27 protein-coding genes and 1 pseudogene are annotated in these 24,515 nt (G+C 71.7%); 14 read left to right on the forward strand and 14 right to left on the reverse strand.

Going from position 1 to position 24,515, the window contains the following annotated elements; translation table 11 throughout:
- From N790_RS10805 to prmB, 4 genes are all read right to left on the reverse strand, one after another.
- Positions 1–633 (reverse strand): type IV pilus assembly protein FimV (locus N790_RS10805; protein ID WP_043804061.1); only part of this gene is annotated, 633 nt, incomplete at its 3' end.
- Between the two features lie 81 nt (positions 634–714).
- Positions 715–1,734, reverse strand: coding sequence for an aspartate-semialdehyde dehydrogenase (locus N790_RS10810; RefSeq protein WP_043804062.1), 1,020 nt, complete (start codon positions 1,732–1,734; stop codon positions 715–717).
- Positions 1,718–2,827: a chorismate synthase gene (gene aroC / locus N790_RS10815; protein WP_043804063.1), complete on the reverse strand. Its 1,110-nt coding sequence runs from the start codon at positions 2,825–2,827 to the stop codon at positions 1,718–1,720. Before aroC ends, N790_RS10810 begins: the two co-directional genes overlap by 17 nt.
- Positions 2,828–2,833: 6 nt before the next feature.
- Positions 2,834–3,754, reverse strand: a complete 921-nt coding sequence (prmB, locus tag N790_RS10820) for a 50S ribosomal protein L3 N(5)-glutamine methyltransferase (RefSeq protein ID WP_043804064.1) — start codon at positions 3,752–3,754, stop codon at positions 2,834–2,836.
- 82 nt (positions 3,755–3,836) lie between these two features.
- Between prmB and N790_RS10825 the strand changes: the two genes are divergently transcribed.
- Genes N790_RS10825 through N790_RS10840 form a run of 4 tightly spaced genes read left to right on the forward strand, consistent with a single transcriptional unit; the run spans position 3,837 to position 7,318 of the window.
- Positions 3,837–4,487, forward strand: coding sequence for an SCO family protein (locus tag N790_RS10825; protein ID WP_043804066.1), 651 nt, complete (start codon positions 3,837–3,839; stop codon positions 4,485–4,487).
- Positions 4,484–5,323 carry an archaetidylserine decarboxylase gene (gene asd, locus N790_RS10830; protein WP_043804067.1) on the forward strand — a complete coding sequence of 280 codons (840 nt, stop codon included), beginning with the start codon at positions 4,484–4,486 and terminating at the stop codon, positions 5,321–5,323. The genes N790_RS10825 and asd overlap by 4 nt, the downstream gene beginning before the upstream one ends.
- A 31-nt stretch (positions 5,324–5,354) precedes the next feature.
- Positions 5,355–6,071 carry an arginyltransferase gene (locus tag N790_RS10835; protein ID WP_043804068.1) on the forward strand — a complete coding sequence of 239 codons (717 nt, stop codon included), beginning with the start codon at positions 5,355–5,357 and terminating at the stop codon, positions 6,069–6,071.
- 47 nt (positions 6,072–6,118) lie between these two features.
- Positions 6,119–7,318 carry an endonuclease/exonuclease/phosphatase family protein gene (locus N790_RS10840; RefSeq protein ID WP_043804069.1) on the forward strand — a complete coding sequence of 400 codons (1,200 nt, stop codon included), beginning with the start codon at positions 6,119–6,121 and terminating at the stop codon, positions 7,316–7,318.
- Between the two features lie 83 nt (positions 7,319–7,401).
- Here N790_RS10840 and purT read toward each other — a convergent pair whose 3' ends face one another.
- Positions 7,402–8,607, reverse strand: a complete 1,206-nt coding sequence (gene purT, locus N790_RS10845; protein ID WP_043804070.1) for a formate-dependent phosphoribosylglycinamide formyltransferase — start codon at positions 8,605–8,607, stop codon at positions 7,402–7,404.
- Positions 8,608–8,713: 106 nt separating this feature from the next.
- On the opposite strand from purT, the gene N790_RS10850 reads away from it, so the two are divergent.
- From N790_RS10850 to N790_RS10880, 8 genes are all read left to right on the forward strand, one after another.
- Positions 8,714–9,613 (forward strand): hypothetical protein, encoded by a 900-nt coding sequence (locus tag N790_RS10850; protein WP_043804071.1) that lies wholly within the window; start codon positions 8,714–8,716, stop codon positions 9,611–9,613.
- Positions 9,614–9,696: 83 nt separating this feature from the next.
- On the forward strand, positions 9,697–10,560 hold the full coding sequence (locus N790_RS10855; RefSeq protein ID WP_043804072.1) for an SPFH domain-containing protein: 864 nt from the start codon (positions 9,697–9,699) through the stop codon (positions 10,558–10,560).
- Between the two features lie 8 nt (positions 10,561–10,568).
- Positions 10,569–10,877 carry a hypothetical protein gene (locus tag N790_RS10860; RefSeq protein ID WP_043804073.1) on the forward strand — a complete coding sequence of 103 codons (309 nt, stop codon included), beginning with the start codon at positions 10,569–10,571 and terminating at the stop codon, positions 10,875–10,877.
- Positions 10,878–10,880: 3 nt separating this feature from the next.
- Entirely contained in the window at positions 10,881–11,054 is a 174-nt protein-coding gene (locus tag N790_RS15700) for a type II toxin-antitoxin system antitoxin (protein ID WP_084062855.1), read from the forward strand.
- Positions 11,051–11,584, forward strand: coding sequence for a PH domain-containing protein (locus N790_RS10865; RefSeq protein WP_052385880.1), 534 nt, complete (start codon positions 11,051–11,053; stop codon positions 11,582–11,584). The genes N790_RS15700 and N790_RS10865 overlap by 4 nt, the downstream gene beginning before the upstream one ends.
- Before the next feature lie 17 nt (positions 11,585–11,601).
- Positions 11,602–12,939 carry an alpha/beta hydrolase gene (locus tag N790_RS10870; protein WP_052385881.1) on the forward strand — a complete coding sequence of 446 codons (1,338 nt, stop codon included), beginning with the start codon at positions 11,602–11,604 and terminating at the stop codon, positions 12,937–12,939.
- 22 nt (positions 12,940–12,961) lie between these two features.
- Positions 12,962–13,765, forward strand: a complete 804-nt coding sequence (locus N790_RS10875) for a M15 family metallopeptidase (RefSeq protein WP_043804075.1) — start codon at positions 12,962–12,964, stop codon at positions 13,763–13,765.
- Between the two features lie 2 nt (positions 13,766–13,767).
- Positions 13,768–14,421 carry a hypothetical protein gene (locus tag N790_RS10880; protein ID WP_043804076.1) on the forward strand — a complete coding sequence of 218 codons (654 nt, stop codon included), beginning with the start codon at positions 13,768–13,770 and terminating at the stop codon, positions 14,419–14,421.
- On the opposite strand, the gene N790_RS10885 is transcribed toward N790_RS10880, so the two are convergent.
- From N790_RS10885 to N790_RS10925, 9 genes are all read right to left on the reverse strand, one after another.
- Entirely contained in the window at positions 14,418–15,092 is a 675-nt protein-coding gene (locus N790_RS10885) for a DNA-3-methyladenine glycosylase family protein (RefSeq protein ID WP_043804077.1), read from the reverse strand. The genes N790_RS10880 and N790_RS10885 overlap by 4 nt on opposite strands.
- 8 nt (positions 15,093–15,100) lie before the next feature.
- A complete protein-coding gene (locus tag N790_RS10890) occupies positions 15,101–15,451 on the reverse strand; it encodes a DUF423 domain-containing protein (protein WP_043804078.1) in 351 nt (116 codons plus the stop codon).
- Entirely contained in the window at positions 15,451–16,485 is a 1,035-nt protein-coding gene (locus tag N790_RS10895) for a DUF4340 domain-containing protein (RefSeq protein ID WP_043804080.1), read from the reverse strand. The genes N790_RS10890 and N790_RS10895 overlap by 1 nt, the downstream gene beginning before the upstream one ends.
- 3 nt (positions 16,486–16,488) lie before the next feature.
- Positions 16,489–18,342, reverse strand: coding sequence for a Gldg family protein (locus N790_RS10900; protein WP_043804090.1), 1,854 nt, complete (start codon positions 18,340–18,342; stop codon positions 16,489–16,491).
- 14 nt (positions 18,343–18,356) lie between these two features.
- Positions 18,357–19,091: an ABC transporter permease subunit gene (locus N790_RS10905; RefSeq protein ID WP_043804081.1), complete on the reverse strand. Its 735-nt coding sequence runs from the start codon at positions 19,089–19,091 to the stop codon at positions 18,357–18,359.
- The gene (locus tag N790_RS10910; RefSeq protein WP_043804082.1) at positions 19,088–20,017 is read right to left on the reverse strand and encodes an ABC transporter ATP-binding protein; all 930 of its coding nucleotides are present in this window, start codon (positions 20,015–20,017) and stop codon (positions 19,088–19,090) included. The genes N790_RS10905 and N790_RS10910 overlap by 4 nt, the downstream gene beginning before the upstream one ends.
- An 85-nt stretch (positions 20,018–20,102) precedes the next feature.
- Complete coding sequence (locus tag N790_RS10915; protein WP_084062857.1) at positions 20,103–21,470, reverse strand: SRPBCC family protein; 1,368 nt, start codon at positions 21,468–21,470, stop codon at positions 20,103–20,105.
- A 129-nt stretch (positions 21,471–21,599) separates the two neighbouring features.
- Complete coding sequence (locus N790_RS10920) at positions 21,600–22,241, reverse strand: response regulator (protein WP_043804084.1); 642 nt, start codon at positions 22,239–22,241, stop codon at positions 21,600–21,602.
- The gene (locus N790_RS10925) at positions 22,238–23,398 is read right to left on the reverse strand and encodes a sensor histidine kinase (RefSeq protein WP_043804085.1); all 1,161 of its coding nucleotides are present in this window, start codon (positions 23,396–23,398) and stop codon (positions 22,238–22,240) included. Before N790_RS10925 ends, N790_RS10920 begins: the two co-directional genes overlap by 4 nt.
- Positions 23,399–23,546: 148 nt before the next feature.
- On the opposite strand from N790_RS10925, the gene N790_RS10930 reads away from it, so the two are divergent.
- On the forward strand, positions 23,547–24,143 hold the full coding sequence (locus N790_RS10930; RefSeq protein ID WP_043804086.1) for a GNAT family N-acetyltransferase: 597 nt from the start codon (positions 23,547–23,549) through the stop codon (positions 24,141–24,143).
- A gap of 3 nt (positions 24,144–24,146) precedes the next feature.
- Positions 24,147–24,515: pseudogene (gene minC / locus N790_RS10935) on the forward strand (septum site-determining protein MinC); the annotation flags it as partial.

Here is a 24,515-nt window from a genome sequence, read left to right on the forward strand (position 1 = left end):
CTCCGGCTCGGGCAGCGGCTCCACCGGCGCGGCTTCGGCCACCGGCTCGGGCGCCGGCAGCGGCGCGGCCGGGGTTTCGGGTTCGGGCACCACGTCGGCGACGGCGGTCACCTGCTCGGGTTCGGGCAGCGGCACCGTTTCGGCCGCGGGCTCCGGCTCGGCAGCCACCGGCGGCGCCACGGGGGCGGCGGACACCACCGGGGTTTCCATCGGGCGGATCACCGCCGGCGCGATGTAGGGCGGGTCCACCAGCGCGCTGAATTCGCGCACCACGCTGCCGCGGCCCCAGTTGGCCTCGACCAGGAAGGTGAGGAAGGGTTCGGTGAAGCGGTTGGGCGTGGTGACGCGGATCACCGGCTGGCCGGCGGCGTTGCGCGTCACCTCCATCTGCAGGTTCGCGGTGAGTCCGACGGGGCGCTCCAGGCCGACCCGGGCGAAGGCCTCGGGCGAGGCCAGGCGCACTTCCAGCTCCTCGAGCTCGCCGGGGCCGGCGGAGAGGATGGGGATTTCGGCGACCAGCGGCTGGTTCAGCCCGGACTTGACCTCGATGGCGCCCAGGCCGAGGGCGTGGGCGCTGGAGGCGCCCAGGGCCAGGGCGAGGGCCAGCGGTAGCTGCAGATGCCTGATGTTCACGCGTTCAATCTCCCCGGGAAAGGCGGCGCGACCACTCCCCTGCAAGCGGCCCCGTCCTTGGTATCGGCCCGAATATACCGGTCAGGAACGCTCTTTGACCACGAGTTCCGCCAGTTGCACGGCGTTGAGCGCGGCGCCCTTGCGGATGTTGTCGGAAACGATCCACAGGTCGAGGCCGCGCGGGTGCGACAAGTCCTCGCGGATGCGGCCCACGTACACCGGGTCGGTGCCGGCGGCGTGCGTCACCGGGGTCGGGTAGCCGCCGGGTTCGCGCTCGTCCACCACTTCCACGCCCGGGGCGTCCTCGAGCAGCGCGCGGGCCTCGTCGGCGCCGATCTTGCGGCGGGTTTCCAGGTGCACGGCCTCGGAGTGGCCGAAGAACACCGGCACGCGCACGGCGGTGGGGTTCACCTGGATGGACGCGTCGCCCAGGATCTTGCGGGTCTCCCAGACCAGCTTCATTTCTTCCTTGGTGTAGCCGTTGTCCAGGAACTCGTCGATGTGCGGGATCAGGTTGAAGGCGATCTGCACCGGGAACTTCGCCGGTTCGTGCGGCTGGAAGTTGAGCATGGCCGCGGTCTGCCGGCCCAGCTCCTCCATCGCCGTGCGCCCGGCGCCGGACACCGACTGGTAGGTGGCCACGTTGATGCGCTCGATGCCGGCGGCGCGATGGATGGGCGCCAGCGCCACCAGCATCTGCATGGTGGAGCAGTTCGGGTTGGCGATGATGCCGCGCGGGCGGTTCGCCACCTGTTCCGGGTTCACCTCGGCCACCACCAGCGGCACGTCGTCGTCGTAGCGGAACGCCGAGCTGTTGTCGATCACCACCGCGCCGGCGGCGGCGAACTTCGGGGCGTACTGCTTCGACACCGAGCCGCCGGCGGAAAACAGCGCGATGTCCACGCCGGCCGGATCGAACGTGGCCAGGTCCTCGACCACGAGTTTCTGCGCGCCGAAGGCCACCTTCTCGCCGGCCGAACGCTCGCTGGCCAGCAGGTGCAGCTTCCCGACCGGGAACTGCCGCTCGGCCAGGATCGCCAACATCGCCTCGCCCACCGCACCGGTGGCGCCCACAACCGCAACGCTATACGTCTTGCTCATGTTTTCCTGGGATACGCGGGAATACTGGATCCACGTCGCCGCACTGGGCGCGGTGGCGCAGGGCCTGGTCCATCAGAACCAGGGCCAGCATGGCTTCGCAGATGGGCGGCGCGCGCAGGCCCACGCAGGGGTCGTGGCGGCCGGTGGTGATCACTTCCACGGGCTGGCCCGACGTGTCCACCGTGGCGCCCGGCAGGCGCAGGCTGGAGGTGGGCTTGAAGGCCACCGAGACTTCGATGTCCTGGCCGCTGCTGATGCCGCCCAGCACGCCGCCGGCGTGGTTGCTGGCGAAACCCGCCGGCGACATCAGGTCGCGGTGCTCGCTGCCCTTCTGCGTGACCGAGGCGAAGCCAGCGCCGATCTCCACGCCCTTGACGGCGTTGATCGACATCATGGCCGCGGCGATCTCGGCGTCGAGCTTGCCGTACACCGGCTCGCCCCAGCCGGGCGGAACGCCCAGGGCCTGCACGTGCACGCGCGCGCCGGCGGAGTCGCCGGACTTGCGCAGCGCGTCCATGAAGGCCTCGAGCTCGGCCACCATCGAAGCGTCGGGCCAGAAGAACGGGTTGGCTTCCACCGCCGTCCAGTCGAAGCCGCGCGGCACCAGGTGGGCCACCTGCGACACGCAGGCGCGCACCTGCACGCCATGCCTTTCGGCCAGCCACTTCTTCGCGACCACGCCCGCGGCCACGCGCATGGTGGTTTCGCGGGCCGAGCTGCGGCCGCCGCCGCGCGGGTCGCGGTGGCCGTACTTCTGCAGGTAGGTGTAGTCGGCGTGGCCCGGGCGGAACTGCGCGGCGATGCCGGCGTAGTCCTTGCTGCGGGCGTCGGTATTGCGCACCAGCAGGCCGATGGGCGTGCCGGTGGTGCGGCCTTCGAACACGCCGCTGAGGATTTCCACCTCGTCGGCCTCGTGGCGCTGCGAAGTGTGGCGGGTCTTGCCGGTGGCGCGGCGGTCGAGGTCGGCGCGGAAGTCTTCCGGCGCCAGCGCCAGGCCCGGCGGGCAACCGTCGATGACGCAGCCGATGGCGGGGCCGTGGCTCTCGCCGAAGGTGGTGACGCGCAGCAGCCGGCCGAAGCTGTTGTCGCTCATCGGGCGTCAGCCCCGGCGGGCGTCGGCGAGCGCCTTGATGCGCGCGTGGTGCGCCACCAGGTCCTCGCGTTCGACCACGAAGATGCCCATCTGCCCGACCTTGAACTCGACCCAGGCGAAGGGCACTTCCGGCAGCAGCTCCACCAGCGCACGTTCGCTTTCGCCGACCTCGCAGATCAGCAGGCCGTGCTCCGACAGGTGCGCCGGCGCGTCGCGCAGGATTTCCAGCGCCAGGTCCAGGCCGTCCTCGCCCGCGCGCAGGCCCAGCTGGGGCTCGTGCGAGTACTCCGGCGGCAGCGCGTCGGTTTCGGCGTGGGTGACGTATGGCGGGTTGGTGACGATCAGGTCGTAGACCTCGCCGTCCAGGTTATGGAACAGGTCGGATTCGATCAGGCGCACGTTCGACGCGTGCAGCCGTTCGACGTTCTCGCGCGCCAGCGACAGCGCCTCGGGGCTCACGTCCACCGCGTCCACCCGCCAGTGCGGGTGGTAGTGCGCGGTGGCGATGGCGATGCAGCCCGAGCCGGTGCACATGTCGAGCGCGCGGTGCACCTCGCGGCCGCCGAGCCAGGGCTCGAAGCCGGCTTCGATCAGCTCGGCGATCGGCGAGCGCGGCACCAGGGCGCGCGGGTCGGTCTTGAAGCTCAGGCCGGCGAACCAGGCCTCGCCGGTGAGGTAGCAGGCCGGGATGCGCTCGTTGATGCGGCGCTCGAACAGCGCCAGCACGGCCTTCTTCTCGTCGTGCGTCAGCTTGGCCTGGCCGTAGGCCGGCCCCAGGTCGGGCGGCAGGTGCAGGGTGTGCAGCACCAGCTGGGTGGCCTCGTCCAGGGCGTTGTCGTGGCTGTGGCCGAAGGTCAGGCCGGCGGCGCCGAAGCGGCTGGCGCCGTAGCGGATGAAGTCGATGATCGTGGCAAGTTCCGCCGGCATGTTCTTGAAATCCCTTGCAATGGCGGGAGTATAGCCGCGCCGCGGCTATAATTGCCGGCCTGCCACCCTGACGGGATCGCCCGTGTTCAATCGCAACACCCTGCTCATCCTGGTCGCCGCGCTGGCGGCCGGCCTTGGCCTCTGGGCCGCGCAGATGGCCTTCGCGCCCGGCGGCGCGCCGGCGGCCGGCCCGGCGCTGGATCCGGCGCGGCTCAAGGCGGTGCGCCTGTTCCCCGCCCCGCGTGCCCTGCCCGCCTTCGCGCTGCAGCAGTCCGACGGCACCCCGCTGACGCCGGACGAACTGCGCGGCCGCTGGACCGTGGTGTTCCTGGGGTTCACCCACTGCCCCGACGTCTGCCCGACCACGCTCACCGAAATGTCGCAGGCGCAGAAGGCCTGGGACGCGCTGCCGGCCGAACGCCGCCCGCGCCTGCTGTTCGTGTCGGTGGACCCGGACCGCGACACGCCGGAGAAGACCGGCGAATACGCCGCCTACTTCCACCCCGACACCCTGGCCGCCACCGCGCCCGAGCCGGCGCTGCAGGAATTCGCCACCGCGCTGGGCATGGTCTACATGAAGGTGCCGCTGGAAGACGGCGACTACACCATGGACCACTCCAGCGCCCTGGTGCTGGTGGATCCGCAGGGCCGCCAGGCCGGCCTGATCCGGCCGCCGCTGGTGCCCGCCGACATCGCCGCCGACCTGGCCCTGCTGGCCACGGAGGCGCCATGAGCCCGAAGGTCTTGCTGCAGCACCTGCTGCCGCACCGGTTGCTGTCGCGGCTGGCCTACGGCGTGGCGCGTTCGCGCGCGGGCTGGTTCAAGGACTGGCTGATCGCGCTGGTGGTCCGCAGGTTCAACGTGGACATGGCCGAGGCCGCCGACCCGGAGCCGCGCAACTACGAGCACTTCAACGCCTTCTTCACCCGCGAACTCAGGCCCGGCGCGCGCGTGGCCGACCCGGACCCGCGTTGCCTGCTGATGCCGGCCGACGGCAAGATCAGCCAGGCCGGGCGCATCGAGGCCGGGCGCATCTTCCAGGCCAAGGGCCAGTCCTTCACCGCCGCCGAGCTGCTGGGCAGCGAGGCCATGGCCGCGCCCTACGCCGACGGCTGGTTCGCCAACATCTACCTGTCGCCGCGCGACTACCACCGCGTGCACATGCCGTGGTCGGGCACGCTGGTGGAAACGCTGCACGTGCCCGGCCGGCTGTTCACGGTGGCGCCCTGGGGCGTGCAGGCCATCCCGCGGCTGTTCGCGCGCAACGAGCGGCTGGTCTGCCACTTCGAAACCGAATTCGGGCCGATGTGCTCGGTGATGGTGGGCGCGCTGCTGGTGTCGGGCGTGGAATCGGTGTGGAACGGCGAGGAGATCCCGCCCTACGCGCATTCCCCGATCCGCCGCGACTGGCGCGGCCAGGGCATCACCCTCGCCCGCTTCGCCGAAATGGCCCGCTTCAACTACGGCTCCACGGTGATCCTGCTCTTCCCCCGCGACGCCGTGGCCCTCGACGCTTTCGCCACCGAGACCCCCACCCGCGTCGGCCAGCGCCTGGGCCGCGTCCTCTGACCCCCTCTCCCGGGCGCGGTAGACTGGGCCCATGGGCAACAGCGGCCAGCATGCGATCCGGTTGTTCCAGAGCCTCGAGCATCCCTGCGGCTACTGGCGGGAGCGGCTGGCGCGCGACCTGATCATCGACCCCACCGACCCGCACCTGGCGTCGGTGTACCCGCAGGCCCTGGCCATGGGCTTCCGCCGCTCCGGCGGGCATGTCTACCGTCCCTACTGCGCCGGCTGCCGCGCCTGCGTGTCGGTGCGCATCCCGGTCGAACGGTTCGTGCCGAACCGGGCGCAGAAGCGCTGCCTGGCCCGCAACGCCGACCTCGAACTGCGCAGCGCGCCGCCCCGGCGCACCGAGGAAAACTTCGCGCTCTACCGGCGCTACCTCGACACCCGCCACGCCGGCGGCGGCATGGACGACCCCGCGCCCGAAAACTTCGACGCCTTCCTCGCCTGCCGCTGGAGCCCGACCGAGTTCATGGAATTCCGGCTCGACGGCGAGCTGGTGGCGCTGGCCGTCACCGACGTCGTACCCGACGGGCTGTCGGCGGTCTACACGTTCTTCGCGCCGGAACTGGCCGCGCGCAGCCTGGGTACCTACGCCATCCTCCAGCAGGTCGGGCGCGCCCGGCGCGAGGGCCGCGGCTACGTCTACCTGGGCTTCTGGCTCGAAGGCCACCCGAAGATGGCCTACAAACGCGCCTACCAGCCGCTGGAGTTCCTGGACGGCGCGCTCTGGCGCCCCATGCCGGCCTGAACCCGCGTGCAGGACGCGGTCATGCGCCTCGGGCACAATCGGCATCCATGCGAATCCCCAGCCTGCTTGCCGTCCTCGCCCTCGCCCTCGCCGCCTGCCAGTCCACCGCGCCCGTCGCGCCGGAACGGGCCGGGGTGAACGTGCGCGTCGCCACCTTCAACACCTCGCTGTATTCCGAGCAGGCCGGCGGCCTGCTCGCGCGGCTCGAAGCCGGCGACGAGCGCGCCCGCAAGATCGCCGCGGTCATCCAGCGCCAGCGGCCTGACGTCGTGCTGCTCAACGAATTCGACTACGACCCCGAGGGCCTCGCCGCCGACCGCTTCCAGCGCGACTACCTGGGCGTGGGCCAGCACGGCGAAGCCGCCATCACCTATCCCTACCGCTACCTGGCCCCGGTGAACACCGGCGTGCCCAGCGGCCTGGACCTGGACCGCAACGGCGTGGTGGCCACCGAAGGCCGCGCCCGCGGCAACGACGCCTGGGGCTACGGCCTGCACCCGGGCCAGTACGGCATGCTGGTGCTGTCGCAGTACCCGATCGACGCGAAGGCGGCGCGCACCTTCCAGCTCCTGCGCTGGAGCGCGATGCCCGGCGCCATGGCGCCGCTGGACCCGGCCACGAACCAGCCCTGGTACCCGGCGGAGATCTGGTCGCAGCTGCGCCTGAGCTCGAAGTCGCACTGGGACCTGCCCATCGCCACGCCGCTGGGCACCGTGCACCTGTTGGCCGCGCACCCGACGCCGCCGGTGTTCGACGGCCCCGAGCGCCGCAACGCCGCCCGCAACCACGACGAAATCCGCCTGTGGGCCGAATACCTCACGCCCGGCGACCGACCCTGGCTGTGCGACGACCAGGGCCGCTGCGGCGGCCTGCCCGCAGGCGAGCGGTTCGTCATCGTCGGCGATTACAACGCCGACCCGGCCGACGGCGGCAGCCTGCCCGGGACCATCCAGCAGCTGCTCGAACACCCGCGCGTGCTGCGGTACGCCACGCCGCGCAGCGAAGGCGCGCTGGCCGCCGCCATGGCGAACCCCGCCAACGGCAGCCACCGCTCCGCGCCTGCGCACGACACCGCGCAGTTCGGCCCGCGCAACGGCAACTTCCGGGTGGATTACGTCCTGCCCTCGGTGGGGCTCGCCGTGGCCGGCAGCGGCGTGTTCTGGCCCGCACCGGGCGACGCCGGCGCCGACTGGCTCGACGCCACCGACCACCGCATGGTGTGGGTGGACCTGCAAGCCCCGCAATAATCCCTGTAGGAGCGGCTTCAGCCGCGACCGCCCTTTCGCCAAAAGCGGTCGCGGCTGAAGCCGCTCCTACAAAGTCAAAAGCGTTACAGCGGATCCAGGCTGACCTGCAGCGCCGCGGCCGCACGGCGCGCCTTGGCGCGCGCGGCGTCCACGTCCACGTCGCGGGCCAGGGTGACGGCCACGCGGCGGTGGCCTTCCACGCGCGGCTTGCCGAACAGGCGCAGCTGCGTGTCCGGCTCCGCCAGCGCGGCGTCCACGTGCGAGAACACCGGCACGCCGTGGCCGGTGGCCAGCACCGCGCACGAGGCCGAGGGCCCCAGCGCGCGGATGTTCGGCACCGGCAGGCCCAGGATGGCGCGCGCGTGCAGCCCGAACTCGCTCAGCTCCTGCGAGATGAGCGTGACCAGGCCGGTGTCGTGCGGGCGCGGCGAGACTTCGCTGAACCACACCTGGTCGCCCTTCACGAACAGCTCCACGCCGAACAGTCCCCAGCCGCCGAGGTTTTCGGTCACGGCCCGGGCGATGCGCTGCGATTCGCGCAAGGCCGCGTCCGACATCGGCTGCGGCATCCAGCTTTCGCGGTAGTCGCCGTCCACCTGCAGGTGGCCGATGGGGTCGCAGAAGGAAGTGCCGTCGCGGTGGCGCACGGTGAGCAGCGTGATCTCGTAGTCGAAGTCGATGAATCCCTCGACGATGCAGCGCCCCTGCCCGGCGCGGCCGCCGGACTGCGCGTACTCCCAGGCGCGGTCGATGTCGGCCTCGCCGCGCACGGTGCTCTGGCCCTTGCCCGACGACGACATCACCGGCTTCACCACGCAGGGCAGGCCGATGGCGGCCACCGCGGCGCGGTATTCCTCCCGCGTGTCGACGAAACGGTAGGGCGAGGTCGGCAGGCCCAGGGTTTCGGCGGCGAGCCGGCGGATGCCCTCGCGGTCCATGGTCAGGCGCGCGGCGCGCGCGGTCGGCACCACCCGCTGGCCCTTGTCGGCTTCCAGTTCCACGAGGGTCTGGGTGTGGATGGCCTCGATCTCGGGCACCACCAGGTCGGGCTTCTCGTGCGCGATGAGGTCGCGCAGCGCCGCCGGGTCGAGCATGTTGAGCGTGTGGCAGCGGTGCGCCACCTGCATGGCCGGGGCGTCGTCGTAGCGGTCGGCGGCGATCACTTCCACGCCCAGGCGCTGCAGCTCGATCACCACTTCCTTGCCCAGCTCGCCCGAGCCGAGCATCAGCACGCGCCAGGCGGAGCGCGAAAGCGGGGTTCCGAGGGTGACGGGGCGCGGGTCGGTCATGGCGGCGGCAGCGTGGGCGGAGGAAGCCGCGATTGTAGCCGCTGGGGGCACGCTGCCGGCCCGCCGGGCTTTCTGTCATGCTCGGTGTCCACCACGTCGAACCGCCATGCGCCGCTTACTTCCCGCCTTCCTGCTCCTGCTGCTGCCCGCGTTCGCCCATGGCGCCCGCTGGAGCGAGCCCGACATCGCCGGCCTGGTCACCGACGGCGCCATCGACGAGATCAGCGGCCTCGCGGCCTCGCGCACCCACCCGGGCCATTACTGGGCCATCAACGACAGCGGCAGCTCGGCCGAACTGCACCTGGTCGACGGCCGCGGCCGCCACCGCGGCAGCGTGCCGGTGGAAGGCGTGCCGAACGTGGACTGGGAAGACCTGTCGAGCTTCGAACTCGACGGCCGGCGCTACCTGCTCATCGCCGACACCGGCGACAACGGCGGACTGCGCCAGGAACTGCAGCTCTACGTCGTCGAAGAACCCGCCAGCCTCGACCAGCCCGCCCGCCTGGCCTGGACCCGCCGCTTCCGCTGGCCCGACGGCCCGCGCGACTGCGAGGCCGCCACCGTCGACCCGGTCGCCGGCGACGTGCTGCTGGTGTCGAAAAAACGCGTGCCACCCGAACTCTTCCGCGTGCCGCTGCGCGGCGGCGACGCGGTGGTGGACGCCGAGTTCCTGGGCACCCTTCGCGGCATCGCCCAGCCCTCGTCCGGCGACCTGCTCAAGAACCCGGTGTACGGCCGCTACCGCGCCCAGGTCACCGGCGCCAGCCTCAGCCCGAACGGCCGCGTGCTGGCGGTGCTGAACTATCGCGCCCTGCATTTCCTGGTGCGCGAGCCGGGCGGCTCCTGGCGGGACGCGCTCGAGGCCGAGGTCTCGGCCCTGGCCCTGCCCTGGCTGCCGCAGGCCGAAGCCGTGGCCTTCGACGCCGACGGGGCCGGCCTGGCCATCGGCAGCGAACAGCTGCCCTCGCCCTTCCTGCGCTACCGGGTGAAGCCCGCGCCCCGCTAGCGGCCCCGCGGGGGGCTGACTTCCGGCCTGTTGACAGCTGATATCACTTCGATATCATCTTCTCGACACCCAGGAGAGCCCCCATGAAAGAACAGTCCAAGCAGTCCCTTCCCGGCATTCCGACCCTGCTGGCCGCGATCGCGCTGTCGGCCGCCACCCTCTGGCTGCTGGTCGGGGGCATCCAGCAGGAGGACCCGGTGCGCACCATCGCCGCCATCGTGCTGGGCGTGCTGCTGACGGTCGGCCTGGGCGGCTTCTTCATGGTCGAACCGAACCAGGCCGCGGTGCTGAGCCTGTTCGGCAAGTACGTGGGCACGGTCAAGGAGCAGGGCCTGCGCTGGAACAACCCCTTCTTCGCGGCCAAGAAGGTCAGCCTGCGCGTGCGCAACTTCGAGAGCGGCAAGCTCAAGGTCAACGACCTCGACGGCAGCCCGATCGAGATCGGCGCCGTGGTGGTGTGGCAGGTGGTGGATTCGGCCGAGGCCGTCTACAACGTGGACGACTACGAGAGCTTCGTGCACATCCAGTCCGAGGCCGCGCTGCGCGCCATGGCCACCAGCTACCCCTACGACCAGCACGAGGACGGCAAGATCTCGCTGCGCAGCCACGCCGCCGAGATCGCCAAGCACCTGACCGAGGAGATCCAGGAGCGCCTGGCCCAGGCCGGCGTGCACGTGATCGAGGCGCGCATCAGCCACCTGGCCTACGCCCCGGAAATCGCCCAGGCGATGCTGCAGCGCCAGCAGGCCAGCGCCATCATCGCCGCCCGCACCCGCATCGTCGAAGGCGCGGTGAGCATGGTGGAAATGGCGCTCGAGCAGCTCTCGGCCCGCAACGTGGTGGAACTCGACCCCGAGCGCCGCGCGCACATGGTGTCGAACCTGCTGGTGGTGCTGTGCGGCGAGCGCGGCACCCAGCCGGTCGTCAACGCCGGCAGCCTCTACTGAGGCCGGCCATGGACGAGATGATGCTGGCCGGCATCGTGGTGATCGCCAGCGCCCTCCCGGGCCTGGTGATCGGCCTGATGCTGCTCACGGGCAAGTGGGACCCCGTTTCGATCAAGGCCGCCCGCGACCCGGCACGGGCGCGGGCGGCCACGGCGCGTTTGCTGCTGGTCATCGATGCGCTGCTGATTCTGTTGGGCCTGGCCCTGTTGTTCTCCCCGCGCGAGCACGCCACGGTGCTCGCGGTGGGCGGCGTCGGCGCGGTCACGCTGGCGGCGACGGTGCTGGCCATCGCCGCCGTGCGGGCGAACAAGGCCTGACCGGTGGCGGAGAAAAAAGCCTACCCGCTGCGCATCAACACCGAGGTGCTGGACGCCGTCCAGCGCTGGGCCGACGACGAGTTGCGCTCGGTCAACGCCCAGATCGAATACGTGCTGCGTGACGCGCTTCGCAAGGCCGGCCGCCTGAAGAAACCCGACGAGGACAAGGACGCATGAGTTTCCGCAACTTCGCCATCGGCCCGGTCGGCAAGGGCGCGCTCTGGTTCGCCATCGGCTTCGGCACGCTGGTGCCGCTGGGGGTGGCCGGCATCGCCATCGCCGCCGCCCGCAAGTCGGGCGCCGATCCGCTCGGCCTGCTGGCCATGCAGGCGCTGGTGGCCGTGGCCATCCTGGCCGTGCTGCTGCCGATGTGGCGGCGCCAGGTGGCCTTCGACGGCAGGCAGCTGCGCGTGAAGGCCACCTATTACTCGCGGCAGGCGCCGCTGTCGGATTTCCGGCTCGACCAGGCCCGCGTCGTCGACACCCGCGAGCACACCGAATTCAAGCCGCTGCTCAAGACCAACGGCTTCGCCCTGCCCGGCTACTGGGCCGGCCACTTCCGCCTGCGCGACCGCCGCAAGGCCTTCTGCCTGGTGACCGACCCGTCGAAGGTGCTGGCGCTGCCGCACGCCGACGGCCGGGTCTGGCTGCTGAGCTTCGAACACCCCCAGGCCGTGCTCGACATCCTTCGCCGCGCCGCCGCCTGACCCGCTAAGCTGCGCGCATGTCCCGCGCGCTCCCCCTGCTGCTGGTCCTCGCCCTGTCGCTGCTCAGCCTGCCCGGCGGCGCCGTGGACCGACGCGAAGCGCTGCTGCTGGGCAATGCCGAACGTTTCATCGACGCCCTGGAGGCGGGCGACTACGCCGCGGCGCACGCCCTGCTGGCGCCGCGCACCGGCCAGGACCTGCCCGTCGAAAAGCTGCAGGCCACCTGGGAAGGCCTGCCCGAGCGGCTCGGCCCGCTGCGCCTGCGCCGCCCCGCGCGGCTGGAAACCCTGGGCGGCCGCCCCGCCGCCGTGCTGCGCCTGGAGTTCGAGAAGCAGGCGGTGGAAGCGCGCCTGGCCACCGACCGCAGCGGCCGGATCGACGGCTTCTGGCTGGTGCCGGCCGACCTGCGCGCGCCATCCGTGCCGCCGCCGCGCGAGCCCGAGCCCGCGCCCGCCTACGCCGCGCCCTTCAGCGAGCGCGAGTTCCCGGTGGGCGACCTGGGCGGCACGCTTACCCTGCCGCGCGGTCCCGGCCCCTTCCCGGCCATCGTGCTGGTGCACGGCTCCGGCCGCGCCGACCGCGACGAAACCCTGGGCCCGAACAAACCCTTCCTCGACCTGGCCTACGGCCTGGCCGGGCGCGGCGTGGTGGTGCTGCGCTACGACAAGCGCACCTGGCTGCGCAGCGGCACGCTGTCCGCCGACGCCACGGCGGAGGAAGTGACCATCGCCGACGCGGTGAAGGCGGTTTCGCTGCTGCGCGCCCTGCCGCAAGTGGATGCCGGCCGCGTTTTCGTGCTCGGCCACAGCCTCGGCGGCTTCCTCGCCCCGCGCATCGGCGAGCGCGCGCCGGAAGTGCGCGGCCTGGTGCTGATGGCGGCGCTCTCGCGCCCGCTCTACGACGCCGTGCCCGAGCAGATCCGCTACCTGGCCGAACGCGACGGCCTGGTCACCGAACTCGAGCGCGTCACCGTGGAAGCCGCCTTCCAGCAGCGCGACGAACTGCGCGCCATGATGGCCGGCGGCCCGCCGCCGCGGCAGCCGATGATGGGCATCCCGCCGGCCTATTGGCGCGACCACGCCGCCACCCGCCCGGTCGAACGCGCCCTGGCCCTGGGCAAACCCATGCTGCTGCTGCAGGGCGAACGCGACTACCAGGTGACCGCCGACGGCGACCTGCAGCGCTGGCGCGACGGGCTGGCCACTCACCCGGACGCGCGCTTCATCACCTACCCCGACCTCAACCACCTGTTCCAGCGCGGCCACGGGCCGCCGAGCCCCGAGGAATACCGGCGCGAGGGCCGGGTCGAGGCGCAGGTGGTCACCGACATCGCCGACTGGATTGGGCAACACTGAGCCGCCGGGCTAAGCTTCGCGCATGCACGCCCTGGACTGGCACCTGGTGAACAGCGCGGAAGTCGAGGCCTGGCCGGCCCGGCTGCTGCGCCCGCGCGCGAACGCCGATGCCCGCGCCCTGGCCCGCGCCCGCTGGTGCCTGCGGCGCAAGCGCGACGGCCGTTTCCTGGCCGCGTTCGACGATGCCGGCCGCCTGCACGCGCTGCAACCCGGCCTGGCCCGCGAACCCGGCGTCGGCGAGGCGCTCTCGGCGCTGCATGCCCTGCACGAACGCGCCGGCGAAGCGCTGTTCCTGCCGCTCGACGGCCTGCTCGGCCACCTCGCGGCGCTCGGCCTGGACGAGGCTTACGGCGAACGCACCGGCCTGCCCCTGGTGGCCGAACCGGCGCGGCTGGAATTCGCCGGTTTCGACCGCTACCGCCGGCCGCTGTGGCTGCTGGCACCGGCCGCGCGCGCCTGGCGGCGCATGCAGGCCGCCGCGCGCGACGCCGGCGTGGCGCTCGAGGCCATCTCCGGCTACCGCAGCCACGCCTACCAGCTGGGCATCTTCGAACGAAAGCTCGCGCGCGGGCTAACGGTGGAACAGATCCTGGCGGTGAACGCCGCGCCCGGTTACAGCGAACACCACGGCGGCTGCGCCATCGACATCGGCTGCCCGGGCGAACCGCCCGCCGAGGAAAGTTTCGAGGCCACGCCCGCCTTCGCCTGGCTGCGCGAACACGCCGGCGGCTTCGGGTTCGCCATGAGCTACCCGCGCGGCAATCCGCACGGCATCGTCTACGAACCCTGGCACTGGTGCTGGCACCCGGCCGGCAAGGACGACTGAACTTGGCCAAGGATTTCCTGCGCGCGGAAATCACGCGCCAGCTCGTGCCCCTGCTCTCCGACGCGGGCTTCACCCGGACCCAGCCCAAGGTCTTCCTGCGCCGCCATGGCGACCTGGTGCACGTGCTGTCCTTCGCGGGCTCCTGGTCGGGCGGGCAAACCTTCACGCTGTCGTTCGCGGCGGCGCTGCTCTGCGACCCGTTTTTCCAGCTGCACTCTCTGAAGGTGGGCCACGCGCACCAGCGCGGGCCGGAGGAGCCTTGCGTGCCCTGGGAGGGCCGCACCGAGGCGTCCGCCGCGGCCGCCATCGCCAGCGCCGCCGGCGTGGTGCGCGACGCCGCCCTGCCCTGGCTCGACGGCGTACGCGACCTGCGCGGCTATGTCTTCGCCTACCTCGCCAACCCGGACAATGGCATCGGCGACCTGGCGCTGGCCGTGGCCATGGCGCGCGCCGGCGAACACAACCGGCCGTGGTGGATCTGCGAGCGGCTCGCCCCCCGGGTGCCCGACGGCAGCGATTACGAAAAGGCGCGCCGCGAACGCGCGCTGGAACTGCAGGCGGCGCTCGAACGCGGCACCGTGCAGGGCCTGCTCGACCACTGGCGCGACCAGGCGCTGGCCGGCGCGAAACTCGGCGAACTTCCCGACCGCGGCTAATCCTGCGAGCGTTTCACCGGCGGTTTTTGCGGCGCGGCGAAATCGGCGATGCGCCAGAGATAGAGGCCGGCCAGCGTGCGGTACGGGCCCCAGGCTTCGCCGCGTTCGGCCAGCTCGCGCGGCTTGGGCATCTCTTCGAGCTTGTCGAGCAGCTGGGCGCCCTTGCGCACGCCCAGGTCGTCCACCGGCAGCACGTCGGGGCGGCCGAGCTGGAACATCAGCATCATCTCCACCGTCCAGCGGCCGATGCCGCGCACGGCGGTGAGGCGTTCGATGATTTCGTGGTCGTGCAGGCGCGCCATTTCGGCCGTCGATGGCACTTCGCCGGCGGCGGCGCGGGCCGCCAGGTCACGCAGGGCCAGGGTCTTGTTGCCGGACACGCCGCAGGCGCGCAGGCCGGCGTCGTCGATGCGGGCCAGCGTGTCGGCGTGAAGCTTGTCGGCGCCGATGGCCGCCTCGACCCGGCCGACGATGGTGGCCGCGGCCTTGCCCGACAGCTGCTGGTAGAGGATGGCGCGGGCCAGCGCGTCGGTGGGGTCGAAGCGCTTGCGCCAGCGTTCGCCGACCTCGAGCGGGCCGATGCGGTCGATCCAGCGGCCCAGCTTGCGGTCGCGCCTGCGCAGGTGCGCCGCGGCGGTGTCGAGGTCGAAGCCGCGGGTGTAACGGGGCATGGCGGGCCTCAGCGGCGCAGGGTGTCGACGGCGATGATCAGCCAGCCGAGCATCAGCAGCAATCCGCCCGCCGGCGCCAGCGCCGTGGGCCAGCCGAAGAACACCGCGCCGCACAGGCTGCCGGCGAACAGCAGCAGGCCCGCCAGCAGGGCCACGCCCGCCGCCAGCCGGAGCCGGCCCACGTCGGCGCGCAGCAGCACCTGCAGCGCCAGGCCGTGGCCGAAGGCGAACAGCGCCGCCAGCCCGGCACGCCTGGCGTTTTCGCCGTCCAGGCCGTGGCTGGCGTAGGCGCCCAGCGCCACCGCCAGGCCGCAGGCCAGGGCGCCGGCGGCCGCCAGGGCTCGCGCGGCGGCGGACATCAGGGCGACTCCAGGTAGTCGTCGCGGGATTTCAGGAGGTTGGCGGCCTTGTGCGGTGGCAGCAGGAAGCGCCGGCCCTCGAAGGCCGCCTGCCACGTCGCCACCTGCGCTTCCAGCGCGGCCAGTCGCTTTGCGGGCGGATCGGCCGTTTCGTCGGCCTTGGCGAACCAGGCCAGGGCCACGTCGCGGTCCAGCGCCACCGACAGGCGCGCCCAGAGCCCGCGTTCGTCCTGCCAGCTGGCCAGGGTGAGCGCCACGCCGTCAACGCTTTCGAACACGGCCGTTTGCGCCGCGGCGGGCTTGCCCTCGTCGACGGCGAAGTCGTCCAGCGCCAGCTGTTCGACCGTGCCGGCGGTGGCCGTGGCGGCGTCGGAAGCGCGCGCCGCGCCATCCAGCGCGAAGCCGCCGTCGCCGCGCACCAGGCGGAAGTCGCGGCCCTTGGCCGGCGCCACGCGCACGCGTTCGATGCGCGCCAGCGGCAGGTCGACGAGGCGGCGGTCGAGCCAGGCGGCGGGGTCGCGCGCGGGCGCCAGGTCTTCGTCGAGCAGCCAGGCCTGCGGGTCGCCGGCCAGGCGGGCGTAACTGCCGCCCAGCACCGGGTGGTTGCTGCCGACCACCAGCGCCATCGGCTCGCCGCCGCCGATGAAGCGAAGCTCGGCGCCCTTGGCCCCGGGACTGGCGATGTCTTCCACGCCCAGGCGCGCGTGCAGCGCCGGGTTGTCGGTCTTGGCCTCGACCCGCTGCGCTTCGCCCAGCCGGAACAGGGCGCGGCTGATCTCGCGTTCGTTGGCGGGCCAGCCGGCGCGCTCGAGCACTTCCCAGCGGCCGTTCGTGCGCACCAGGGTCACCAGCGGGGCGTCACCGGCGCCACGCACCTCGATGCGCTCCAGCGCCCCGATGCGCGCGGCGAAACCCGGCAGCGCCTCGCCCGCCACCGCGGCGTCGGACGGCGCCTGCCGGTCCAGCGCCCACCAGGCCAGGCCGGCCAGCGCCAGCACCGCCACGCCCCAGGGCAGCAGCTGCCTCGCGCGCATGGTTCAGGCCTCCGCCGCGCGCCGGCGCGACCAGCGGCGCCAGGCCACCAGCAGCGCCACCAGCACCACCAGCGTGGGCATGCCCAGGATGTTCACCAGCTTGAGCCGGTCGCCCAGCGCGTCGATGTCGGCGTTGAGGCGGTGCTGCACGTCGCGCAGCTCCTTGCGCATGCGCAGGCGCTCGTCCTGGAAACGCAGGATCTCGGCCTGCTGCTCCGGGCTGATCGCCTGCGCCTGGCCCTCGGCGCCCGGCTGCTGCAGCGCGGTGAGCTGCTGCTCGAGCGCCTCGAGCTGCTGCTGCAGGCGCTGCTCGGTGCTGCGGTAGCGCTCCTCGGCGCCGCGGCGGATCTCCTCGACCCGCTTGAACGGCCGCGCCGACGGCGCCCGCGTGCGCACCGCGATCAGGTCGGCGTTGCCGACCAGGTTGTCCACCGCGTTGAAGACGAAGTCGCCGTTGTTGGCGAAGGCGTTGTAGACCGGCTCGCCGATGAAGTCCTGCACCTGCACCCAGAGCCGGTCGGTGAGCACGTCGGTGTCGGCGACCACGATCAGGTTCACGGGGCCCTGGCTCCTGGCCAGGTGGCCTTCGCCCTTTCCGTCCGGGAAGGCCGTGGCCAGTTCGCCGGTGAAACGCGCCGCCATCACCAGGGGTTCGTTGCCGGGTTTGAAGGCCTCGCGCAGCTGGTCGGGATCGGACACGGCCGCGCGCACCGCCACCACGTCGGCCATCGCCGCGCTGCGCGAGCTCTGCGCCAGCGGCTCCATGCGCAGCGTGGACTCGCGCGAGAGGCCCAGTGCGCCCACGGTGGAGAAATGCAGCTTGCCCAGTTCGGCCGAGACCACGTCGTCCTGGTTGAGCGCGTCCTTTTCCAGGCCGATCACGGCCAGGTGGCGCACCGGCGGGCCGTTCGGGTCGGGCTGCACCTGCAGGGCGTGGCGGTCGTCGAGCACCACGCGGGTGGGGTCGTAGCTGATGCCCCAGCGCTGGAACAGCAGGCCCAGGTCGGACGCCTGCGGCTCGGAGGCCGACAGCGGGTCGAGCGGGTTGATGCCGCGCTGGTCGGCCTCGGCGTCGGGGTCCACGAACACCAGCAGGCGGCCGCCGCGCAGCACGAACTGGTCGATCGCCAGCAGCGTGGCCTCGGGCACGTCGCGCGGGTGCACCAGCATCAGCAGGTCCACGTCGTCGGCGATGGACGTGGGCATGCCCTGCAGGCGGCGCAGTTCGAACAGCTCGCTCAGCTGCCGGTCCACCACCCAGCCCGGGTTCTGGCGGCCGCTGGGATCCATGCTCGGGCCCATCGGCAGGCCGCTGAGCAGGGCCACCACCGGTCGCTCGGCGGCGCCCAGGGTGGAGATGAGCTTGGCGACGTCGTATTCGAGGAAGGCTTCCTTGTCCGGCTGGATGAAGGGCATCAGCGATTCGCCGTCGGTGCTGTTGGCGCCGACCAGGCCGAAGTAGAGCTTGTCGCCCGTGGTGTTGAGCGGGATGGCCTGCAGGCCGTAGGCCGCGGCCTGGTCCTCGGCTTCCGAGAACGGCTCGGGGTCGATCACTTCCAGCGTGACCTTGCCGCCGGAACGCGCGGCCATTTCCTCCAGCAGCTCGCGCACGCGGGTGGCGAAGACGCGGAACTGCTGCAGGTCGCGGGTGGCGTGTTCGGAGTAATACAGCTTCAGCGTGACCGGGTCCTCGACCTTTTCGAGGATGCGCAGGGTGCCGTCGGACAGCGTGTACAGGCCCTGGCTGGTGAGGTCGAGGCGGGCGCCGCGCAGCGCCACCGAGGACAGCGCCACCGCGGCGACGAAGGCCAGCGCCAGCAGCGCCAGCGCAACGAGGGGAACGGAACGTCGGGACATCGTCTTCATGGCGTTCAGTCGGCTTTCTTCAGGTCGATCACCAGCACCGTGGCCAGCAGCCAGGCGCCGATGCACAGCAGGAAGAACACCACGTCGCGCAGGTCGAGCACGCCGCGGGTGATGGCCTGGAAATGGGTGAGGAAGCTCAGGCCGGCCACCGCGTCCACCAGCGGCAGCGGCGCCCAGCCCCGCACCACGTCCAGCGCCAGCGGGAAACCGGCCAGCAGGAGCAGCAGGCACGCCACCACGCTCAGGATGAAGGCCACCACCTGGCTGCGGGTGGCCGCCGACAGCGCGCCGCCGATGGCCAGGAAGGCACCCGCCATCAGCCAGCTGCCGAGGTAGCTGGCCAGGATGACGCCGTGGTCGGGGTCACCCAGCCAGGCCACGGTGATCCACATCGGGAAGGTCAGCGCCAGCGCCAGCCCCAGGAAGGCCCAGGCCGCCAGGAACTTGCCCAGCACCGCCTGCCACAGCGTCAGCGGCAGCGTGAGCAGCAGTTCCAGCGTGCCGCTCTTGCGCTCCTCGGCCCACAGCCGCATCGCCACCGCCGGCGCCAGCAGCAGGTAGAGCCAGGGGTGGAAGCTGAAGAAGGGCTGCAGGTCGGCCTGCCCCGACTCGTAGAAATTGCCCAGGTAGAAGGTGAAGGCGCCGGCCAGCACCAGGAAGATGACCAGGAACACTACCGCCAGCGGCGTGGCGAAATACGCGGCGAACTCGCGCCGGAACACCGACAGCACCGCGCTCATGCCTGCGCCTCCCCGGTGGTGATGCGGCGGAAGACTTCGTCCAGGCGCCCGCGTTCGGGCTGCAGGCCGCGGTAGTCGACTCCACGCTGGCGCAGGCGCTCGGCCACGGCCTCGGCCGACACCGGCTTGCCCTGCGGGAACACGTACAGGCGGCCGTCGCCGCCGTCCTGGTGGAAACCGCTGACGCCGGGCATGCCGTCGAGCGCGGCGCGGGCGGCGATGGAATCGGCGGCCAGCAGCGACACCGCGCCCTGGTAGCGCGAGCGCGCCAGCAGTTCCGACGGCGTGGCGTCGGCCAGCACCTTGCCCCTGGCGACGATCATGGCGCGGCTGCACACGGCCTCGACTTCCTCGAGGATGTGGGTGGACAGCAGCACGGTGCGGTCGCGCGCGAGTTCGCGGATCAGGCCGCGCACCTCGTGCTTCTGGTTGGGGTCGAGGCCGTCGGTGGGCTCGTCGAGCACCAGCGCGGGCGGGTCGTGCAGGATGGCGGCGGCCAGGCCGACGCGGCGCTTGAAGCCCTTGGACAGCGTGTCGATGGGCTGGTGCAGCACGGACTGCAGGGACAGCCGGCCGATGACCGCGTCGAGGCGCGCGCGCCGGTGTTCACCGGCGAGGCCCCGCACGTCGGCGATGAATCCCAGGAAGCCCTTCGGGCTCATTTCGCCGTAACCCGGCGCGCCCTCGGGCAGGTAGCCCAACGCCCGCCGTGCGGCCATGGGTTCGGCCTGCACGTCATGGCCGCAGACCTTCGCGGTGCCGGAACTCGGCGCCAGGAAGCCCGCGATCATCTTCATCGTGGTGGATTTGCCGGCCCCGTTGGGGCCCAGGAACCCGAGCACTTCGCCGGGTTCGACCTTGAAACTGATGCCATCCACGGCCAGCAGGCGGCCGTAGCGCTTGTGCAGGGCGTGTGCCTCGATCATCGCGGTGGTTTTCTTCCGGGGTCGGGGGGGACTTTCTGGCTCCAGAAACGACAGGGCGGGCACTTGGCCCGCCCTGCTTCACTCGTTACTCGGCGGACTCGGTTTCCGCTTCGGCCGGGGCTTCCGCCGCGGCCTCGCCTTCGGTGGCCGGGGGCGGGGTGCCCTCTTCCTCGGCCACCGGTTCCGGCACCAGCTGCACCGGCTCGGCCGGGGCCTCGCCGTTGACCTTCACCGGCCAGTAGACCTGGAACTCGGCGTCTTCGGCCAGCATGTTCTTGATGTCGATCCGGTAGTCCTCGAAAGGACGGTCGGCGGTTTCGGCACCACGCACCATGGCCCAGGCGCGGACCAGGTCGCGCACGCGCGGCAGGCCCGGCGACGGACCGGTGTAGGTGGTCACGGCGGCGCGCATGTGCGGGACCTGCAGGTACACCACCGGGTTCTTGTCGCCCTCGATGGTGATGTCCAGCGTTTCCAGCGGCTCGGCGGCGGGCACCGGGGCGCCCAGGGCGACGGCTTCCTGCGCGATCTTGGCGACCGGGGCCTCTTCGCCCTCGGCGGCGGCATCGGCCTCGCCCTCGGCGGCCACGGCGTCGGCGGCCGGGGCTTCGTCCGCGGCAGCGGCGTCGGCGGCCTCGTCGGCCGGGCCGGTGCCCTGCTTGCGGACCGGCATCACCACGTCGAAGCCGTAGGCGTCGGAGCCGAACTCGTTGGTGATGATGCGCAGCGGGCCGGCCGGCTCGAGCTTGTTCTTTTCCATGACCTGCTCGATCCACTTGAGCTGGTTGGTCATGGCAAGCGCGATGTCGTCGTTCGAACGCTTCGCGGTGGCGGTGGCCGACAGCACGTTGGCGGCCGGCACGTCCACGAAGGCGAACTCAGCCGGGTGCTGGCTGTAGTCGAAGCGCGGGATGGTGGCCATCAGGTTGCTGAACTTGCCCAGGCCGCGCTTGATGTCGTCGCCGATGCTGTCGGTGACGTACAGGCCGGCGAAGCGGCCCAGCAGGTCCCAGCCGTAGTCGACGGTGTAGCGCTGGGTGATCTTCACGTTCTGGTTGCGCTGGCCGGTGCGCTCCAGGGTGAAGGTCATCTTCTTGTTCTCGCCGCGGCCCGGGACGTCCAGGGCGTACACCAGGCGCTCGCCCGGGATGGCCTCGACCAGTTCCCAGCTGCCGGCGCCGACCACGCGGTCGTTCGAGGCGTAGTTGAGCTTGGCGCCGACGCCCTTCTCGGGGCCGGAGATGGTGAGCTGCATGCGCGGATCATGGTTGATCAGCGCATTCCAGTCCTTGAAGCGGGTGAAGCTGGCCAGCACGTCGTCCACGGTGGACATCGGGCGGTTGGTCTCGACCGAATGCGAGACCGAGCGCGAGGCCGGCAGGAAGAGGCCGATCACCACGAACAGCACGGCGACGATCAGCAGGGAAATAAGCCACTCAATAACTCGGGTCATTCGGGAGATCTCCAGGAACGGCCCCCAGCCGGGTGACGTGCCCGGCCGCAGGAACGGGAGAGGATATCAGGTCAGGACGCCCCCCGGCAGGGGGATTTCGTTACGGTTGTGCAAAGGCCCGTCCGGGCCTCAGACCAGCTTGAGCTCGAAGGCCTTGAGCACGGCCCGGGTGCGGTCGCGCACGCCCAGCTTGGACAGGATGTTGGACACGTGGTTCTTGACCGTGCCCTCGGCCACGCCCAGGGAATTGGCGATCTCCTTGTTGGAGAAGCCGCCGGCCATCAGCCGCAGGATCTCGGTTTCGCGGTCGGTGAGCGGGTCGGGCTGGTCCAGGCTGACGAATTCGTTCTGCAGCCCCTCCAGGCCCGACAGCAGGCGCTGGGTGACCGCCGGCTGCACCAGCGAGCCGCCGTCGGCCACGGTCTGGATGGCCGACACCAGCTGGTCGAGCGACACGTCCTTGAGCAGGTAGCCGCGGGCGCCGGCGCGGATGCCGGCCAGCACCAGCTGGTCGTCGTCGAAGGTGGTCAGGATGATGGTGGGCGGCAGCAGGCCCTTGCCGCCCAGCGCCTGCAGGGCCTCCAGGCCCGACATCACGGGCATGCGCATGTCCATCAGCACCACGTCGGGCTTGACCTGGGGGATCAGCTCGACCGCCTGCCGGCCGTCGCCGGCCTCGGCCACCACTTCGATGCCGTCGGCCAGCTCGAGCAGCGATTTGACGCCCTGGCGCACCAGGGTCTGGTCGTCCACGAGGCAGACGCGGATCATGCGGGTTTCTCCAGTGGCAAACGGATGTCGAGCGCGAACCCCTTGCCGCGCCCGGTGATGATATCCATGCGGCCGCCGCAGTGGGCCAGGCGCTCGCGCATGCCGCCCAGGCCGTTGCCGGGCGAAAGGTTGTCGGTGCCGGCGCCGTCGTCGCGGGCCTGGATGCGCATCTGGTTGCCCTCGCGCGAAACCGACAGCCACAGGGTCGAGGCGCCGGGGTGGCGCACCGCGTTGGTGATGATTTCCTGGGCGCAGCGCAGGGCCACGTGCGCGCACTCCGGGTCCTCGACGTTCAGCGGCTCGGGCACGTCCAGGCGGATGTCCAGCGCCGGCACGCCGTCGGCCAGCGTGCGGATGGCGCCGGACAGGTCCACCGAGCCCTCCTGGCGCATCTCGCTCACCGCCTCGCGCACGTCGGTGAGCAGCAGCTTGGCCAGGGTGTGGCTCTGGCGCACGTGCTCCTGGGCCTTGCCTTCGGTGAGGTGGCCGGCGACCTCGAGGTTCAGGCTCAGCGCGGTCAGGTGGTGGCCCAGCAGGTCGTGCAGTTCGCGGGAAATGCGCACGCGTTCGCTCATGCGGGAACTCTCGGCCAGCAGGGCGCGGGTGGCGCGCAGCTCGGCGTTGAGCCGGCGCTGCTCCTCCCGGGCCTGGGCCTGCTGCTTGGCGACCAGGCCGATCACCATGGCGAAGCTCGAATACCCCACGTACAGCAGGGCCTGCATGATGGCCAGCTCCAGCGTGAAGCCCTCGAGCCGGGTGAACACCGGCACCAGGGCCACGTGCTGCAGCACCAGCCACATCACGCCCACCTTCAGCGGCACCAGCCAGGGGATGACGCCGGCGATGGTCATCATCAGCACGGCGGCGATGCCGGTGCCGGTGAGGTAGCTGACGGCGATGGCCGACAGGGTCAGCAGGCCCAGCAGCACGATGTCGGTGGGCCGCGGCTTGCGCATGCCCAGCGAACGGGTGACCAGCCAGTAGATTACGCCGAACGCCAGGTAGGAAAGCGCCAGCACCGGGCCCGGCGCGGGGCCCTCGGCCTCGCCCTCGGCCTGGAAGTTCCAGGCCAGGATGATCAGCGGGATGCCCACCACGGCCCAGGTGAACAGGCCGGCGTAGCGCAGCAGCTGGGTGTGGGAGAGGCGGTTGAGCATGCCCGCATCATAGGCCGGGCCGGGCCGGGCGGACGCCCCCGGAAGTCATGGAACCCGCCCCGCCCCCTTGCCAGCCGCCCGTGCGATAATCCGGCCCCGATCGCCCGCCCCCCTGGCGGCCCCCACGCCATCGGAGTCATGTAGTCCAATGCCGATCACCATCCGCGACGTGCGCGAGCACGAGCTGGATTCCGTCGTTGCCCTGAACAACGCCGCCGGTCCGTCCATCCTGCCGATGGACCTGGCCAAGGCGCGGTTCTTCTGGGAACACGCCGAATACTTCCGGGTCGCCGAGCAGGACGGCCTGATCAGCGGCTTCCTGGTGGCCCTGTCCCAGGACGCGCCGCACGACAGCCCCAACTTCCTGTGGTTCCGGGAGCGCTACCCGGAATTCCTGTACATCGACCGCATCGTCATCGCCCGCCCCCGCCGCGGCGGCGGCCGCGGCCGGGCCTTCTACGCCGACGTGCAGAGCTTCGCCGAGGTGCGCTGGCCGCAGCTGGCCTGCGAAGTCTTCCTGCAGACCGGCAACGACCCGGCCCTGCTCTTCCACGGCAGCTTCGGCTTCCGCGAGGTCGGCCAGAACGTCATGCCGGCCAGCGGCATCCGCGCCTCCATGCTGCTCAAGGAAATGTGCAGCTACCCCTTCGTGGCCGAAACCTACGGCGGCAAGCTGCCCGACCTGCCCTGGCTGCGCACCCGTCCCCTGCCCGGCCGCCAGGCGGCCCTGGCCACGGGGACCTGAGCGATGGCGGCGAACCTTGATTACGAACAGGCGGGCGAGCTGAAGTTCGGCCAGGTCGGCATCGCCAACCTGCGCATCCGCACGCTCGACCCGGCCCGGCTGGCCGCCGAAATGGCCGAGCGAGTGCAGCGCGCGCCGAAGCTGTTCGAGCGCGCCGCGGTGGTGGTCGATTTCGGCGGCCTGAGCCAGTGCCCCGGCGCGGCCGAAACCCGCGCCCTGCTCGAGGCCCTGCGCGGCGCCGGCGTGCTGCCGGTGGCCCTGGCCTACGGCACCAGCGCCATCGAGGCCCTGTCGCGCGAGGTGGGGCTGCCGCTGCTGGCCAAGTTCCGCGCCTCCTACGAACGCGAGGGCGAGGCCGCGCCTGCGCCGGCT

Source organism: Arenimonas malthae CC-JY-1 (assembly GCF_000747075.1).
Classification (GTDB): Bacteria; Pseudomonadota; Gammaproteobacteria; order Xanthomonadales; family Xanthomonadaceae; genus Arenimonas; species Arenimonas malthae.